The organism is Pelosinus sp. UFO1 (assembly GCF_000725345.1).
In the GTDB taxonomy this organism is placed as follows: Bacteria; Bacillota; Negativicutes; order DSM-13327; family DSM-13327; genus Pelosinus.
Window position 1 is genome coordinate 2,311,882 of record NZ_CP008852.1, and the last position, 15,994, is coordinate 2,327,875.

21 protein-coding genes are annotated in these 15,994 nt (G+C 34.6%); 13 read left to right on the forward strand and 8 right to left on the reverse strand.

Features of this window, described 5'->3' with window-relative positions; all coding sequences use genetic code 11:
- Nucleotides 1-1,530, reverse strand: a complete 1,530-nt coding sequence (locus tag UFO1_RS10780) for a recombinase family protein (protein ID WP_038670678.1) — start codon at nt 1,528-1,530, stop codon at nt 1-3.
- A 267-nt stretch (nt 1,531-1,797) separates the two neighbouring features.
- Between UFO1_RS10780 and UFO1_RS25440 the strand changes: the two genes are divergently transcribed.
- On the forward strand, nt 1,798-1,971 hold the full coding sequence (locus tag UFO1_RS25440; protein ID WP_173406218.1) for a hypothetical protein: 174 nt from the start codon (nt 1,798-1,800) through the stop codon (nt 1,969-1,971).
- Between the two features lie 134 nt (nt 1,972-2,105).
- Here the strand turns inward: UFO1_RS25440 and UFO1_RS25980 are convergent, their stop codons facing one another.
- Entirely contained in the window at nt 2,106-2,234 is a 129-nt protein-coding gene (locus UFO1_RS25980) for a hypothetical protein (RefSeq protein ID WP_256380540.1), read from the reverse strand.
- A gap of 245 nt (nt 2,235-2,479) precedes the next feature.
- Between UFO1_RS25980 and UFO1_RS10785 the strand changes: the two genes are divergently transcribed.
- Both UFO1_RS10785 and UFO1_RS10790 read left to right on the forward strand, forming a co-directional pair.
- Complete coding sequence (locus tag UFO1_RS10785; RefSeq protein ID WP_236639381.1) at nt 2,480-2,791, forward strand: hypothetical protein; 312 nt, start codon at nt 2,480-2,482, stop codon at nt 2,789-2,791.
- 100 nt (nt 2,792-2,891) lie between these two features.
- Nucleotides 2,892-3,203, forward strand: coding sequence for a hypothetical protein (locus tag UFO1_RS10790; RefSeq protein WP_038670681.1), 312 nt, complete (start codon nt 2,892-2,894; stop codon nt 3,201-3,203).
- A 311-nt stretch (nt 3,204-3,514) separates the two neighbouring features.
- On the opposite strand, the gene UFO1_RS10795 is transcribed toward UFO1_RS10790, so the two are convergent.
- Nucleotides 3,515-3,703, reverse strand: coding sequence for a hypothetical protein (locus UFO1_RS10795; protein ID WP_038670683.1), 189 nt, complete (start codon nt 3,701-3,703; stop codon nt 3,515-3,517).
- 299 nt (nt 3,704-4,002) lie between these two features.
- On the opposite strand from UFO1_RS10795, the gene UFO1_RS24435 reads away from it, so the two are divergent.
- From UFO1_RS24435 to UFO1_RS10830, 7 genes are all read left to right on the forward strand, one after another.
- Nucleotides 4,003-4,164, forward strand: a complete 162-nt coding sequence (locus UFO1_RS24435; protein ID WP_071842005.1) for an aspartyl-phosphate phosphatase Spo0E family protein — start codon at nt 4,003-4,005, stop codon at nt 4,162-4,164.
- Between the two features lie 183 nt (nt 4,165-4,347).
- Entirely contained in the window at nt 4,348-4,683 is a 336-nt protein-coding gene (locus UFO1_RS10800) for an AAA family ATPase (RefSeq protein WP_236639382.1), read from the forward strand.
- Complete coding sequence (locus UFO1_RS10805; protein ID WP_038670687.1) at nt 4,680-5,285, forward strand: GTPase domain-containing protein; 606 nt, start codon at nt 4,680-4,682, stop codon at nt 5,283-5,285. Before UFO1_RS10800 ends, UFO1_RS10805 begins: the two co-directional genes overlap by 4 nt.
- Nucleotides 5,266-5,844, forward strand: coding sequence for a hypothetical protein (locus UFO1_RS10810; RefSeq protein WP_038670689.1), 579 nt, complete (start codon nt 5,266-5,268; stop codon nt 5,842-5,844). Before UFO1_RS10805 ends, UFO1_RS10810 begins: the two co-directional genes overlap by 20 nt.
- Nucleotides 5,845-6,256: 412 nt before the next feature.
- The gene (locus UFO1_RS10820) at nt 6,257-7,621 is read left to right on the forward strand and encodes a VanW family protein (protein WP_038670691.1); all 1,365 of its coding nucleotides are present in this window, start codon (nt 6,257-6,259) and stop codon (nt 7,619-7,621) included.
- A 248-nt stretch (nt 7,622-7,869) separates the two neighbouring features.
- Nucleotides 7,870-9,669 (forward strand): GTPase HflX, encoded by a 1,800-nt coding sequence (gene hflX / locus UFO1_RS10825; RefSeq protein ID WP_038670693.1) that lies wholly within the window; start codon nt 7,870-7,872, stop codon nt 9,667-9,669.
- The gene (locus UFO1_RS10830) at nt 9,666-10,907 is read left to right on the forward strand and encodes a methionine gamma-lyase family protein (RefSeq protein ID WP_038670695.1); all 1,242 of its coding nucleotides are present in this window, start codon (nt 9,666-9,668) and stop codon (nt 10,905-10,907) included. The genes hflX and UFO1_RS10830 overlap by 4 nt, the downstream gene beginning before the upstream one ends.
- A 108-nt stretch (nt 10,908-11,015) precedes the next feature.
- Here UFO1_RS10830 and lexA read toward each other — a convergent pair whose 3' ends face one another.
- Nucleotides 11,016-11,636, reverse strand: coding sequence for a transcriptional repressor LexA (lexA, locus tag UFO1_RS10835; protein WP_038670697.1), 621 nt, complete (start codon nt 11,634-11,636; stop codon nt 11,016-11,018).
- 189 nt (nt 11,637-11,825) lie between these two features.
- Between lexA and UFO1_RS10840 the strand changes: the two genes are divergently transcribed.
- Nucleotides 11,826-12,134, forward strand: a complete 309-nt coding sequence (locus UFO1_RS10840; RefSeq protein WP_038670700.1) for a LysM peptidoglycan-binding domain-containing protein — start codon at nt 11,826-11,828, stop codon at nt 12,132-12,134.
- 103 nt (nt 12,135-12,237) lie between these two features.
- On the opposite strand, the gene UFO1_RS10845 is transcribed toward UFO1_RS10840, so the two are convergent.
- From UFO1_RS10845 to UFO1_RS10855, 3 genes are all read right to left on the reverse strand, one after another.
- The gene (locus UFO1_RS10845) at nt 12,238-12,441 is read right to left on the reverse strand and encodes a hypothetical protein (protein WP_038670702.1); all 204 of its coding nucleotides are present in this window, start codon (nt 12,439-12,441) and stop codon (nt 12,238-12,240) included.
- Between the two features lie 193 nt (nt 12,442-12,634).
- Nucleotides 12,635-13,018 carry a PIN domain-containing protein gene (locus UFO1_RS10850; protein WP_038670704.1) on the reverse strand — a complete coding sequence of 128 codons (384 nt, stop codon included), beginning with the start codon at nt 13,016-13,018 and terminating at the stop codon, nt 12,635-12,637.
- Nucleotides 13,019-13,067: 49 nt separating this feature from the next.
- Nucleotides 13,068-13,316 carry an AbrB/MazE/SpoVT family DNA-binding domain-containing protein gene (locus UFO1_RS10855; RefSeq protein WP_038670707.1) on the reverse strand — a complete coding sequence of 83 codons (249 nt, stop codon included), beginning with the start codon at nt 13,314-13,316 and terminating at the stop codon, nt 13,068-13,070.
- Between the two features lie 190 nt (nt 13,317-13,506).
- On the opposite strand from UFO1_RS10855, the gene UFO1_RS10860 reads away from it, so the two are divergent.
- Nucleotides 13,507-14,478 carry a site-specific integrase gene (locus tag UFO1_RS10860; protein ID WP_038670709.1) on the forward strand — a complete coding sequence of 324 codons (972 nt, stop codon included), beginning with the start codon at nt 13,507-13,509 and terminating at the stop codon, nt 14,476-14,478.
- Between the two features lie 112 nt (nt 14,479-14,590).
- A complete protein-coding gene (locus tag UFO1_RS10865; RefSeq protein ID WP_038670711.1) occupies nt 14,591-14,992 on the forward strand; it encodes a DUF6173 family protein in 402 nt (133 codons plus the stop codon).
- A 21-nt stretch (nt 14,993-15,013) separates the two neighbouring features.
- On the opposite strand, the gene UFO1_RS10870 is transcribed toward UFO1_RS10865, so the two are convergent.
- A complete protein-coding gene (locus tag UFO1_RS10870) occupies nt 15,014-15,838 on the reverse strand; it encodes an Asp23/Gls24 family envelope stress response protein (RefSeq protein WP_038670713.1) in 825 nt (274 codons plus the stop codon).
- Nucleotides 15,839-15,994: the final 156 nt, after the last annotated feature.

The window sequence follows — 15,994 nt, forward strand, 5'->3', positions numbered from 1 at the left end:
TTATAAAAACTTCAAATTAACTGTAAATTCCGGCTTGCTATTCCTTGCAAAAGTAGTATCAATTCGTTCGACAACTACTTTATCAAGAACAGCACGAATTGCAACCCGCCGCTCATCATCCTTATAGTATTGGGTATCCTTAAAGTGCTTTTTAATATTTATGGCGATATCCGCTAGGCTGGTTTGAGGTGCAAGAAAAGTTAACTCATTTTCCAGACTTTTTTTTGTGATCTCAATGTCAATAAGCTGTTTACTGATTTCATCTAACTGTTTTTCGGCATCGCCGCCATTAATGATATGTTGTCGAAACCATCGTAAAATAGTTTCCTTTTGAGTGTTTATTTTCTTCTCCGTCTCTTTTAACTTGGTTAAAGTATTCTTAATAGTTGCTGTAGCAGTTGGATTACTAGCATCTTGTGTGTATTGAGTTATTAGTTTAGTGTTTTCTGCCAGCTCACATAACTTAGACCATACTAATTCATCCAATATGAGGGTAGGGATTCGCCTAGCGGTACATTTATCATTTTCTAAGTATATATAGGATGTGCTCACTTGCGTTAAACAAGTGTAATAGCTGATGGGGTCACTACTATTTCCAGAATGTTTAATGCTCATTTTCTTACCACAACGCGCACAATAGACTAAGCCAGTTAAAAGATGATCATATTTTAAATTTCTTTTTGCAAAATTCTTGTTGGATTGCAGCTGCTTTTGCGCAGTGCGCCAGGTGATTTCATCAACAATGGCTGGCACTTTGATGGGAATCCAATCAGATTCAGGCCGTAATTCGATTCTACGAGTGCTAAAACCTGTTTTGGTAGACTTTTGCTTCATACTATAGATAACACCTCTATAGGCTGTATTGGTTAGTATACGGTGTATGCTAGACACAATCCACTGATTGCCACGGGGGGCGGGTATAAACTCATTATTTAACTTTTTACTTATGAGGGCGGTACCTAGTTTATCTTTTATACATAAATCAAATATTTGGCGTACAATAGCAGCTTGGGCTTCATTTATAATATACATGCTATTAACTTTATCATAGTCGTATCCAAAACAGCGACCATTATTAACAAGTTTACCTTGGCGAGCTTTGCCTTTTTTACCGCGAGTTGTCCGTTCTTTAATTTTCTCTTTTTCATACGCTGATATGGCGCCTCGCATGGAGTAAAATAGTTTTCCTTCAGGAGATTCCTCAAAAGTTACCGAAACAAAAAGTAATTTTGCTCCTGACTTTTCTATTTCATCCGTAATAATAAGCTGGTGTGCCAGGTTTCTAGCTAAACGATCAGGATCATAAATAACAACCATATCAAATTCTTTTCTTTCTAATCCATCACGTAATTGAGAAAGGGCAGGGCGATCAATATACTCACCGCTATAACCATCATCAATAAACTCTACAAATCTTGTTGCTCCCAACTCACTTGCTTTTTGCCGATTCTCCGATAACTGAGTTTCAAGTGAATATCCCTTTTCTGCCTGATCTGCTGTGGAAACACGTATATAAAGTGCTGCAATCATAAATACCTCCTTTTAAAAAACATCTTTAGATCTAAAAAAAACTTATAATAGTGGAGTATTAATAATAATTATATGTAGTTTTAAATTAAGACAGCACATTATCTACTAATAAGTAGAAAGTGCTGTTTTTCTATGCTTAACACGATGGCTGATACAAAATGCCAATTGATGCACCCAACTTATTCTAAAAAAATTAAGTGTAAAGTGGACAATCACACTATCATAAACTGTATAGAGGATTGTATCAGACAACAGGAGGCGAAAGTTTTGGAAACTATCAAAAGAAAAGACAAAACTGCAATATCGCCCGAAAGAAAAAAAGAGGTAAAAGTCCACTGGACTATATCAAATCAACCAAGTCAGAAAGCACTTGAAAACTTTAACCGAGTATTAGCAAAAGCTCAGTTAAGGGTTTACCGTGAATCTTTGGAAACAAAATAGCCGGGCTCCGGCTGAAATAAAAATGGACAGGATCGTTATCTAATGGGAAAATGGATGATAATAATTTAAAAATAAAGAAGCACTACTTTTGGGAGTAGTACTTCTTAAACTATCAGTGTGTTTAAAATTTGCTTTTAGAATTCAGTGGTATATTTGCATGCTTCACAACTTTGTACGGGCTGTCCATTTCTGATTTGTTGTGCTTGACATACAGGGCATGAATTCTCGATGGTTTGAATGTTATTTTTCTTGGTATCTGACATTGTAAAGCCTCCTCGTTTGCTAGATTGAATTATACCTAAATAATACCACAAGATTGTCGTTGATACAAATAATTAAATAATAATTATTATGCGTTTATAATTAAAAAGAGTAATAGAATGTAGTACTGTAAATAATGATAGAAGACAAATTAGATACACTTTTTTGATTTTGAGTGTGATAAAATAATATTGAGCTAACAAGATTTTATAACTGTTTAAAATAGCTAGTAAAAAAGGAGATATATATGATTATTAAAAATGCTTTAGATCGAATAAAAGAAATAATACGTGGTTTAAAAACAAAAAAAGTTGAAGAAAGATTACAATCATATGCCACAATCGCGGTAATACTTAGTCGTCTAGAAGATATCAGCAAAGACCAAAAGATCCCTAATTATGTTATATTTAAACAAGATTTATTATATAGTTGTGAAGCTTTATGCGGTTTAGATGATGTTGATGGTCATTCTGAGGAGCAACATATAGGTTGGGCGTTATTGGCAGTTGATAAGCTAAAATCTTTTCATTGTTTTAATGTAGATAATCATCATATTTGAGCTTAAGGATATAGCTAATAAAGGGAAATGTATGGTCTTAAAGGATTAATGCAGTATTTTATAGAAGTATACATAAAATGAGATAAGGAAGTGTTTAAAAATGTGTACTTCGTGTGATGAAACTTACAGAATATTTTCTGTTGAACTTATTACGAAAGAGCCTGTTAATACAAATATGGAATTATTTAGAGCGATAGCTCACAGATTATTTCAAAATAAAGTAATATCAAATATTAATATTGATAATAATAAAGCTTATAATGTTAATGGTAAGCAAATGTTTGGATTTGATCTTCATTTAGGTAATACTAACAATCCTTTGACTGTGAATCTTGAAAACGTTGAAAAAGCGCTTAATGGTCTTCTCGTTCAGTTTGCAGATTACTCTGAAATGCAAATTAAGCTTAATTAAATATTTGTAAAGTTGGCATCCTTCGGGGTGCTTTTTTTTATGTCAAAACAGGCGATAAAAAGCAATATTAAAAGTCGCCTCGCTCTTATTGAGTGAGGCGACTTTTAAGTTTTGCTAACAGATTCTCTTATCGTCACATTGGGGCAATAAATAGAAAGATGAAAAGGCTAACAGTGGTAACGGAATTAATTGTTGTTTTTTTATTCTTTCAGTCTATAAGCAACGGAACACATGTTCTCCAACGAGGAAATAAGGATAGATGAATCGCCATTTCATGTTGATCTAAAATACATTAGGATAAATTAATCCGATTATCCATGCTGCTTAATAAATGGGATCTCATTAATTTGATGCTCATTCGTTATGGTTTTATAAACAGTTTTAAGACAATCCGTACATACTGCGTTTTTAATAAGAAAGTTGTTTTTTTGCTCTTCCTCGCAAAATTGTAAAAAACAATATTGTTCATGTCCGCAAATTTCACAAGTCGTATATTTCATAATTCGTATCCCCCTTTATTTATAGTAGTATACTGGATAAATATGGTTTTTATTCATGCAAGAGACAATAAGGCTTGCTAAGTTCATAACTCAAAATAAAAGCGAAATATTTTCTGAAGTAAATGTTAAATAATTGTTAGTTATTTGATTGTGGTTAAAGGAAAATAACTCCTTTTAGACGAATGTTTAAATAACTAAAAATGTTATTTTTCTTCTTCCCGAAATGTATTGATATAAATCACATACAAGCTTAATTCCTAATAGATATTATATGATTAGACGAAGTGGGAGGCGTTGGCATGACTGATTTAGAAATCAAAGAATTATGGGAAGAAATAGAGCAGTTGCGTAATAAACTCCATGATATTGCTAGCAAAAAAGGAATTAACTCACCAGAAGCGATCCGTGCGAGTCAATCATTGGACAATAAGATGAATGAATTTTATCGTTTAAAACGTTAAGTCACTTTTGTGGCTTTTTCTTTTATTCAAAAAAATATCAATATTTTAGTGCTATCCCTCCAATTAGAAGGATAGTTTTTTTATTGCATAAGCTAAAATTATATTTAATTCTATGTTTTCGTAAAAGCAATGGAAGACCATAAAAATGAAATTATTCTAATACTAGCCGGTTATCAAAAAGAAATGGAAAATTTCTTGCAAACAAATCCAGGTCTACGTTCTCGTTTTCCAATCCATATAGATTTTCCAGACTATAACCAACAAGAATTGTTACATATTGCCGAACAAATTTGTGCAAAACGTCAATATACATTATCTTCTGATACCCAAGTCGCTTTATTAAAGCTTTTGCTTCAACAAAGTAACAGTGATGAAAACTTTGGCAATGCTCGGACGGTCCGTAATGTGATTGAGCAAGCAATTCGTCATCAAGCCGTACGTCTAATGGCTAAAGGTAATATTACTAGACAGGAGTTAATACAAATTGAGCCTGATGATTTAAAGGAGGTTAAAGAGTGAGGGATCTTATTGTCGTTGGCCGTCCAAATTCAGGAAAAACAATGTTTACGCTCAATTTTGCTTCTTATATCGGTAGTAAATCAGTAGATATAACCTTTCGAAGTTATGATGATTTAATTACTTGTAGGCATTTTTCAGTTGAAGAAGCAAGGAGAGAATTATGTAGCAATACATTACATAAAACCAAAACGCTGCAATCATTAGTACTTAAGATTGCAATTGGAAAAACGGCAGTAAATTTTAGGCTCACTGATACTTGCGGGATTGGTGAAAAAATACATAATGAGGTAGCAGTTCGTCGTGGAATGGCACAGACTCTGAGCTTAATGCGATGTGCAGATTTTATTTTGCATATTATTGACTTGTCATATATATCTAAAGAATACCTGAATGGTTCTAGTACTATAGACCATGAAATATACAATTATGGTGTCATCCGGAATTCATACATTATTTTGGCCAATAAGACAGATATTCCTTTTGCTAAAGATAATCTTACTAAGCTGTCTTGTATATTTCCTAAAGCTACAATTATCCCAATTTCAGCTTTATTAAGTCAGGGATTGAAAGAGGTGAAGAGTTGTGTCGCCCGTAATATTTGAATTCATCGGCACAACTTTCTCTGTAATATTTTGTGCCATTGCAATCAAACTGGCCGATGATTTTTTGGACCAAGAGATTGACACAAATTACAATTTTGCAAAAGATATTGGGAAAGGGACCATGATATATAGCATGCTATTCATGGCCTGTGCAGTCTGCTTAAATGTCTCAGTAAGTACTTCTTTATTTTTTGCCAGTTATATCATTGGCATGTTTCATGATTTAAAACAGCAATTTCCCAGCCACCTCAGTGGCATGCAAGAATCGATTTTAGTATTTATAATAGGAACTTTCTTTTGGGGTTGGAAGGCCATGGTATTTTCAGTTTTATTCATTTTATCAATCCAATTATTTGATGATTATATAGATGTCCATATTGATCAGTTGTCTGGACATCGTAATTGGGCCCATCGCCTAGGGAATGTGGAATGTTTCCTGTTATTTGTAGTAAGCATACTTGCATCTTGGTGGGTTGGCGAACAGATGTTCCCTCCTGTGTTTTGGGGTACAGTTATCTTTTATGGTACCGTTTGGTGCTATCAGAGGGGGAGGGCATAAGTGTTACTACTATTGATAGTAGTCGTTAGTGCATTATTAGTAGGGTACGTTTGGGGTAAACATGACAAAGTTATCCACCAAACAAAGCAATTAGAGGTAAGTATACCTATATTGTTAAGGCAGCAATCCCTAGAGCGGGGATATTGTCTGTTGTGTAATGGATCTAAAAAAAATAAACTTAGACGAAAATTAAGGAACCAATACAAAATGAAATTAGTTTGTTTAAGAGTGAGCAATAAAAAGAGGAATTTTTGATTGGACATATAATCTAATCTGTAGGTGTTTTCTAACATCATACAATAAGTTTCTATAAATCTATGTTATAGTATTAGAATAGCTTTATGAGTAAATTCTTGTAAGGTATTTACTCTTCTTGTAGCAGATACAGTAGTTGAAATGGAGTTATGAACAGATGAACTTTTTAGTTAACAAACGTACGCGAAATATTGCACTCTTCCTCGGTATCATTACCTTATTTAGTTCAACAGGATTCCTTGCTGCTAATGCGGCATTTACGATATCGGATAAAATATATGATGGCATTTTAGTTGGTGATCTTCCAGTAGGGGGACTATCCATTGAAGAAGCAAAAAAAAAAATTAAGGAAAATTTCAAGAAACAAATTACCGCCCCTCCGATTTATTTAACGTATAAAACAAAAAGGTGGCCTATCGAGGCTAAAGATATTGATTTAGACATTGATGCGGAGAAGCTTGCTCAGCAAGCTTATAATGTTGGCCGGGTGGGAAATATAATGAATCGTGTGCAAGAAAGATATTGTACAATTCATTATGGGAATACCATACCTTTGGCATTACAATATAATCAAGCGAAATTACAGGATGTTGCAAAAAGTATTGCCGATGCTGTATACAGTAATCCGCAAAGCTCTTCACTGTTATATCAAAATTCCAAGATTAGTATTCTTCCTGAAAGAACTGGTTATAATGTTGATTTAGAAAAAACGTTAGCTGCTTTAAGCACAGTATTAAATACTAAAATTCCTGCTACACTTGAACTGGTAGTTAACGAGCTACCACCTTCCGTTTTATCGCAAGATTTATCTGGAATTGATAGTTTACTATCCGTATATACTACTCAGTTTGATTCACATAATGAAAATCGATCGAAAAACATTACCATAGCTACTAAGAATATTAATAATATCTTAGTAAGACCTGGCGAAACATTCTCCTTTAATCAGTATGTGGGGGAACGCCTTTCGGAATATGGTTATCAAGAAGCTCCTGTATTCATTGATGGTAAGCTAGTACTGGATTGGGGTGGAGGGGTCTGTCAAGTAAGTAGTACTCTATATAATGCAGCATTGCTGGCTGATATGGGTATTGAAGAACGTACGTCACATTTTCATCCTCCAAGTTATGTTCCTTTAGGGCGGGATGCTGCTGTTGCGGACAATCTTCTAGACTTTAAATTTAAAAATACTAGTAGCAATAATATTTATATTTCAAGTGAAGCTTCTAATAATGAGATAACCATTTATATCTTTGGTAAAAGTAATCCTGCCCTTACAGGTATTCGGATTGTTGGGGCTAATCAAAAGGTTATAGAACCTACTACTGCGTTTAAAGAAGACCCTAACCTTGAGTTGGGAAAACAAGTGGTAGAATACGAGGGGCAGAAGGGGTTTGAAGTCACAACTTACAGAGTTAAAATTGCCAATGGACAAGAAAGTAAGCAAGAGTTTTTGGCGTATGATGAATTTCAAGCAGAAGATAAAATAATACGAATCGGTACTAAGATATTATCAAAATAAGGCAATAAGTAATTATAAAATATGCCTTCCAGTAATTGAATGGGAGGCATATTTTATTTTAGTTATTTATTAATAAAATCTGCATAAGTATAGAGGGGCTTATTAATAATAAAATAGCTAGATAAAGAATTTTCTTTTACTACTTGTCTGTAACAATATGTAGTATAATCTATATTGTCTTATAAATAGTGGTAATCATTTATGCTGTTTGCCTATTTACAAGATTTAATGATTGGAGTGTGATATATTTGTCAAAAATATATGGGGAAATTGCTGGAATACGCAAAAGTATCTTAAATAGGTTAGAAGAGTTATATGAATTTACCATCCCATTTGGACAGGTTATAACATCTGAACTCGCGCAACAAATGGTTAATCTTACAACAGACCTAAATCGTGAAATTGCTATATATATTAGTAGGCGTGGGCAAATCACTTGTGTAGCAGTTGGTGATATATATACTGTCGTACTACCTGAAATCGACGGGCGTCGCTCGAGCAACCGTTTGAGTGGTATTCGCTGTATTCATACTCATCCTAGTGGAGATACAGAACTAAGTGGAGTTGATGTAGCTTCTTTAAAAGAAATGCGTTTTGATTTAATGGCAGCACTTGGCAATAAAGACGGGGTTATTCAAGTTGGATTTGGTATTATTACTAATATAGAGAAGGACAACTTTAATACCCAAACAGTTGGTCCGTTGTCTTTAGAAGAATTTATTGAACTTGATATCACTTATTTGACGGCGCAGATTGAACGGCAATTAGACTTAAATACGAAAACATCTGCCATAGAAGAAACCGAAAGAGCTATATTAGTCGGTTTAGAGAAACAAGGAAAATGGGCGATTGTTGATTCGCTGAAAGAATTAGCTCAACTAGCGGAGACGGCTGGTGCTGAAGTATTAGGCATGACATGGCAAAAAAGGGAGCGCCCAGATTCGGCCTTGTTTATTGGACGTGGTAAAGTTCAAGAGTTAAGTTTGTTGCGTCAAGAGAAAAATGCGAATCTTATCATCTTTGATGATGAGTTATCACCCGCACAACAACGCAATCTGGAAAAAGCATTAGGTATTAAAGTTTTGGATCGTACAGCATTGATTTTAGATATCTTTGCCCAACGTGCCCGTTCTCATGAGGGAAAACTGCAAGTTGAGTTAGCCCAACTACGTTATAATTTGCCAAGGTTGGGCGGGCAAGGATTGGTATTATCTCGGCTTGGTGGTGGAATTGGCACTCGAGGTCCTGGGGAAACCAAACTAGAAGTAGATAGACGGAGAATACGTGATCGGGTTAGCGATATTACACAACAAATTGAGCAGATAAAAAAACAACGCAATTTGCATCGCAAACGTCGAGAGAATACGCGTATTCCAACAGTAGCCTTAGTTGGTTATACGAATGCAGGAAAATCTACTTTACTTAATACTCTAACAGCGTCTGATGTTTTAGCTGAAGACAAATTGTTTGCAACGCTTGACCCAACGACTAGACATATTACTTTACCTAATGGCCAACAAGCATTATTAACGGATACAGTAGGCTTTATTCAAAAACTCCCGCATCAGTTAATTGCCGCTTTTCGTGCAACATTAGAAGAAGTGATACAAGCAGATATACTGTTACATGTAATTGATGCCAGTCATCCTCAATATCAAGAACAAAGTCATGCAGTATACCAAGTGCTGCGTGAATTAAAAGTAGATACGAAACAATTAATTACTGTCTTTAATAAAGGGGACAAATTAGAGGATCCTAGTATGAAGGATCAGTTATTAAAAAAAGAAAATAGTGTTATAATTTCTGCACTATCAGGAACAGGCACTAATACTTTATTATTATTAATTGAAAATTTTATAAAGGAACAAACAGTCGAAATGCATTTACTTATACCATATAACGATAGTGGTGTAATAGCAAAATTATATGATATAGCAAACGTCCACTCGACTGAATATCGTGAAGATGGAATTTATGTAGTTATTTCATTGCCACCTGATCAAATCAGTTATTTTAGTACATACGCAATAGGAGCAGAATTATCATGACAACTTTTTCAGAAGAAATCTTAGCTATACGTAAAAAAGCATTGGAACAAACATCATCCTTATTTTCCATTGTTGATGAAATTTCCGAAAAGAACACGAGTAAGGTTTTAGAAATATTTCGTAAACACAAATTATCTGACTATCATTTCCGTACTACATCAGGATACGCCTATAATGATGCAGGAAGAGAAAAGCTGGAAGATATTTGGGCAGATATTTGTGGTGCAGAAAAAGCGCTAGTACGCACCCAGTTTGTATCGGGCACTCACGCTTTAGCGACGGTACTATTTGGCATATTACGCCCTGGCCAAGAACTTTTATCAGTAACAGGGGCACCTTATGACACGATGCAAACAGTAATTGGCCATACGTGCTCCTCACCGGGTTCACTGAAAGAATTTGGAGTCAGTTATTCTGAGCTTCCCATGATAGATAGTGGGGTAGATATGGATAACATCGCTACTGCAATTAAACCTAATACAAAAATGGTTTTAATCCAGCGTTCAAGAGGCTATAGTATGCGCGCCCCGCTGACAATTGACGAAATTAGTCAGTTATGTGCTCATATAAAGAAAATAAAGCCAGATTGTATTTGTTTTGTAGATAATTGTTATGGTGAATTTGTTGATACTCTGGAACCGACAGCTGTTGGCGCAGACATTATGGCTGGATCGCTTATAAAAAACCCTGGTGGAGGTATTGCTCCAACAGGTGGGTATATAGCTGGGAAAAAAGAATTAGTCGAACAAACGGCTTATCGCATGACGGCACCAGGTATTGGTAGTGAGTTAGGGGCATCCCTTGTTGATAATCGACTTTTATTTCAAGGTATATTTATGGCGCCTCATACCACAGCCCAAGCAGTAAAGGGGGCTATATTTGCTTCTATCTTTTTCTCTTTATTAGGTTACAATACATTACCATTACCCGAAGAAAGACGTAGTGATATCATTCAAGCAATCCAACTTGATTCACCCGAAAAACTGGTAGCATTTTGCCAAGGCATACAGAAATATTCACCAGTAGATGCTCATGTACGTCCGGAGCCAAGTGCTATGCCAGGGTATCAGGATGCGGTCATTATGGCTGCAGGTACCTTTGTTCAAGGCGCATCTATTGAGTTAAGTGCCGATGGACCTCTACGGTCACCGTATATAGTATATTTACAAGGTGGCCTCACTGTTGAGCATGCTATAATTGGAATTATGGGAGCAGCAGCTGAAATTTTTAAATTATAGTACAAGAAAGAAGTTTTTGTGATAAATGCAAATTAGCATAAAAGGCAACCATCTTATTATTAAGGATGGTTGCCTTTTAATTTCCTGCATAAATGATTGAGTAAAATATTATATGCTCCGAAATACTCCGATAACTTTTCCCAAAATTGAGACATTACGCGAGTAAATAGGAGACATGCTATCATTTTCAGGTTGCAAACGTATATAATCTTTTTCTTTAAAAAAACGTTTTACAGTTGCTTCCTCATCGTCAAGTAAAGCGACTACAATATCATTATTATTAGCAGTTTTCTGTTTATTAACTAACACATAATCTCCATCCAGGATGCCTGCATTAATCATACTAGTTCCTTGCACTACGAGCATAAATACATCTTCATTATTTCCGATTAGAGCCTTTGGTAAGGCGTAGGTTTCTTCGATGTTTTCAACTGCCAATATCGGCTGACCAGCAGTAACGCGGCCAACTAATGGCACAGAAGTAAATACGTCCTGCCTCCAGGGAATGGTGCCTAATATTTCAATGGCGCGTGGTTTCGTGGGATCACGACGAATAAACCCCATTTCTTCAATTTTAGCTAGATGGCTATGTACTGTTGAACTAGAACTTAAACCAACGGCTTTACCTATTTCTCTTACGGATGGGGGGTAACCCTTGCTATGCAATGTATCCTTAATATAGGCTAAAATTTGATTTTGCCTAGTTGTTAATCTATCCTCATTATCCATAGTTTCATCTCCTAAAAATATTCGTTTTTAACGATTATAGTAATAATTATAATAATATTATCATTATAACAATTATTACTATAATCCGCAAACATTTGTTCGTCTTATACTAGTTTTACGATTGACCGAACATAAGTTCTGTGGTAAAATCTAAACATAAAGCAAACATTTGTTCGGAGGTGCTGAGTTGTGTTTAAAATAAATAATATGTGGTTTATAATCGTTCTAACTATAATTGCATTATCGTATGATAATAATTTCACATTTTCTAATAAATATTTAGCTGTTACTTCTTATCAAATCGTGGATGTTCATAATGGAGATTCACTTTGGACGATTTCTTCCAAATACGTCACAGATAAAGATGACATACGTCACTTAGTCGCAGCAGTTAAGTATCTTAACAAGTTAGATAATGATACGCAAATACATCCGGGGCAAATATTGAAGATCCCCGTTGTACAAAAAGATATTAAGTATGCTCAAAAAGAGAATTAGCACATTGGTTGTGCTAATTCTCTTTTTGTCTGATTTCCATCTTGCCATTATGTAAACTAGAAAGAATAATTAAAACGTTATATGATATAGCATACTAAAGCAATCAAACCCCTCTATAAGAGACTTCTTCAATTTGCTGTTCTGTAGACGATGAATTTATAAGCTCTGTCCTAGCTCCATGTACGCCACACTCTGGGCAGAGCCATGATTGTATTTTTAATTCTTTAGTATTATCTTCAAACTGATAATCCACGATTACATATTTAGAGATTTTTTCTGAATGCTCACACCATAATTGTTTTTTCATAAATACCCTCCTAAAATTTCAGAATTATATAAAAATTATTGGGATGTAGTATTTTATTATCCGTTCTCCAATATTATGCAAGTTCTATTTGAGTGGGAAAGTATAGAAAACTATATAATAATCTGAACTTTAGGATTTTGTTGCATGTGATTACCATGTAGTAAAGCGTTATTTATTTGCTTGTAATTTTTATCTATTCATTTGGTATATTAAATACAATTAAGCCTGGAATAATCTTATATGCTTTTAGATCCATGGTTACTAAAGTAAAACCATATTCTTGTGCTGTTGCAGCGACAATTGCGTGCTCAGTAGTCATTTCAGGGAAATTGGACTTAAATACTCCAGCCTTCTGTGCTATAGATGAAGATAAAGGGATGACTTCCACAGTTGTGAGGATTTTGCTTATTAATTCTGGACTTGCCTGAGTTAACGCATATAGTTCCATCTCTCCAATAACAGAAATTGCAGGCAATGGAGAATCGCTATGAGCGAGTGTACGCAAAAAATCAGTGGTTGCTTGGTGGCCATTTAAATGCGATATTAAAATGGATGTATCAATTAGAATTTTGTTCATAATAAATAACTACTCCCTTTATGTTTAAAGCTTAAATAAATATCTTCTACTACGAAGTTTTATCTTCGTTTGAATGACCTTCCTCCCTCTTTTTAAAACTAGCAAACGTCTCTTCAAGTATGCAAAATAACATATCTTTATCCTTGCTTATCTTTTTCTGATTCCCTTCTAATAAAATGAATCCTTCTTCTGTAACTTTTGCCATCAATATATCATTTTCGTTTATTTCCAACTTTTTTCGTATATCCGATGGAATTGTTATTTGCCCCTTTGGGTTTACTTTGCAGGAAAAATTCATACTTTGCTCCCCTTTTCGTAGTAGCGGTAATTTTTAATTTAAATGTAGTCTATCATAAAAAGAGGAATTGTTCAATGTTGCTTACTATTTTATTGACTTTTTCTAATTAATGACATAAAATTAAATAAAAACTCAATGTTCGATAATTTAAGATTATCGTATATTGAAAAATACGAAAAGGAATAAAAATATGAATAATATTACTACGTATGACAAAGAAGAAATCACTACCGAAACATACCATAAATACATAAAACAAGGAAAAAAACTAATTATAAGTTCTAAGGCGAAAAATACCACGAAAGCATATTCTTCTGATTGGAGGATGTTTTCTGAGTGGTGTGCGACGGAAGGCGTATCGTCTTTACCGGCGACGCCTGAAACGGTGGTTGCATATTTATCCTACTTGTTTACGCAAAAGAAGAAACCTAGCACAATTTCTCGTCAAAAGAGTACAATTAGCCAGGCGCATGCCACTGCGGGTTATGATTCGCCAACAACAGCAAAAATGGTCATAGATACTGTGAAAGGCATTAAACGTGAGTTAGGTATTATGCGTAATAAAAAAAGTCCTTTATTATCTGAAGATTTACAGCTAATTTGCGATAAAAAGGGGGACCTAAGAAGTCTTCGAGACTGCGCCTTATTATTAATAGGTTTCTCGGGCGCTTTCCGCCGTTCGGAATTAATTTCATTAGATGTAGAGGATGTCCGTTTTACGAGGGAAGGACTTAGAGTCATATTGCGGCGCTCAAAGACTGACCAAGAAGGTGCTGGAATGGAAAAAGGAATTGCTTATGGTTCTAATCCAGATACATGTCCAGTGCGAACCTTGCAAGATTGGCTAGAGGCTGCTCAAATAAAGAGCGGGCCACTTTTCCGTCAAATTAATAAGTATGGTCAAGTATCTAAAAAAAGGTTGGCATCCCCTCATTCCGTAGCTAGAATTGTAAAAGAATATGTACAAAAAATTGGCCTCTTAGAAGGTCAATACTCTGGTCATAGTTTACGGGCTGGTTTTGCTACAGAAGCCTCTGGTAATGGAGCATCATTAGATGATATTATGCGACAGACAGGCCATAGAAGCGTAGAAATGGTGCGCGAATATATTAGAAAACAAAATATTTTTAAGAATAATGCTTCCACAAAACTTGGGTTATAGAAATTTTACAGAACTTATAGAAAAAAGCGTCCTAATTTGGACGCTTTTCTTATAATAAAATAGCATTATGGGGTTATATGATCAATATAATAATAAAAAAGGGGGATATAATATGAGCAAATCGGAAGATACAAATGAGGAATTACAAGAAAATTACCAACAAGAGCTTGCAAGTGATTTTTATAAAAAACTAAGTCATTATATGGATGAATTTGATAAGAGTCTTAATCAGGAGCAAGAAGTTGGAGTTAAGTTGGTAAATTTTGGCCAAACTGTACAATTTACAGTACACAGTATTGGTTATTTTAATCCAAAATTAATATGTTTTTATGGCGAAATGCCAGATGGGTCAGCTATTCAATTAATCCAACATGTTAATCAAATTAGTTTTCTTCTTACAGCTGTACAACGTAAAAATCCCGAAGTGCCTAAACGTCCAATTGGATTTTGCTCAGATTTTTTTAGATATAAGGAAGGATATCCAGAGTATATAGGATTTACTCCCCGTAAATAAGGAAGGGACTTATGCTAGTTTTTATTCTAAACTGAGTCGTTTTACACATACATTAACTTCTTTTACGACTAATCCGGTCATTTGCTCCACCATCGATTTAATACGCCTCTGGGCTTGATATGTGATATCCCAAAGGGAATTACCATATTGTACAGTTATATCTAAGTATATGGAAATGCCTTTTTCTTTATCAGGGGAATACTTTATATTTATTTGACTAGTATTGGGTATTTCTGGAACATTTGTAGCTACGTGATCAACAATAGTAGCGATTGCCGCATCGGAAATAAGTAGTTTGCCATAATAGCTAAAGGTTGGACGAACAATTGACTTTTCACCAATTTTGCGACGTCGTGTTTTAGGTTTCTTGAAGAATATATCTAAAGGGTCTATAAGATAACCTGAAAAATGGGGTTTTAATTCTATTGTTGGTACTGGAATGATATGTTTGCCTTCTTTTAATCTACTTTCACGAGCTTTAGCAATTTCTGCAGGTGTAGCGATATCTTCAATCATAATTACTTTGCTAATCTTAGGTAATTCTAAAATATGAACAATTTTCTCAACCATATTGATCGAGGTTCCTAAAACTAGAATGCGTGTTGGCATTACATTTTTGATTGCCTCTCGTACTTCTTGCGCATGATCTTCTTCCATAAAAATTGCTCGCTTAACAGCCATTATTTTACTGGCTTCTTTTTTAGCAGAGTGACCAGCAATAATCTTACTATCCTTAATTAATAAGCCATCATCAATAATTGTATCAATATGATGTTCATGTGCAACAATTAATGCTCTATGACTTTTTCCAGTACCACTTGGCCCCACTAGTGCGATGATGTCCATCGGGTAGCCTCCTATTATTTTATATATGGCGATAAGTATTCATAAATAAAAATAAACATCTTTTAAGATGTTGTCAAGTAAAGAAAAGTTTTTTATTCTTATTCTTTAGATTATAGTACAAAACTTATTAAAAGATAAACCTTTATATTTATTTTA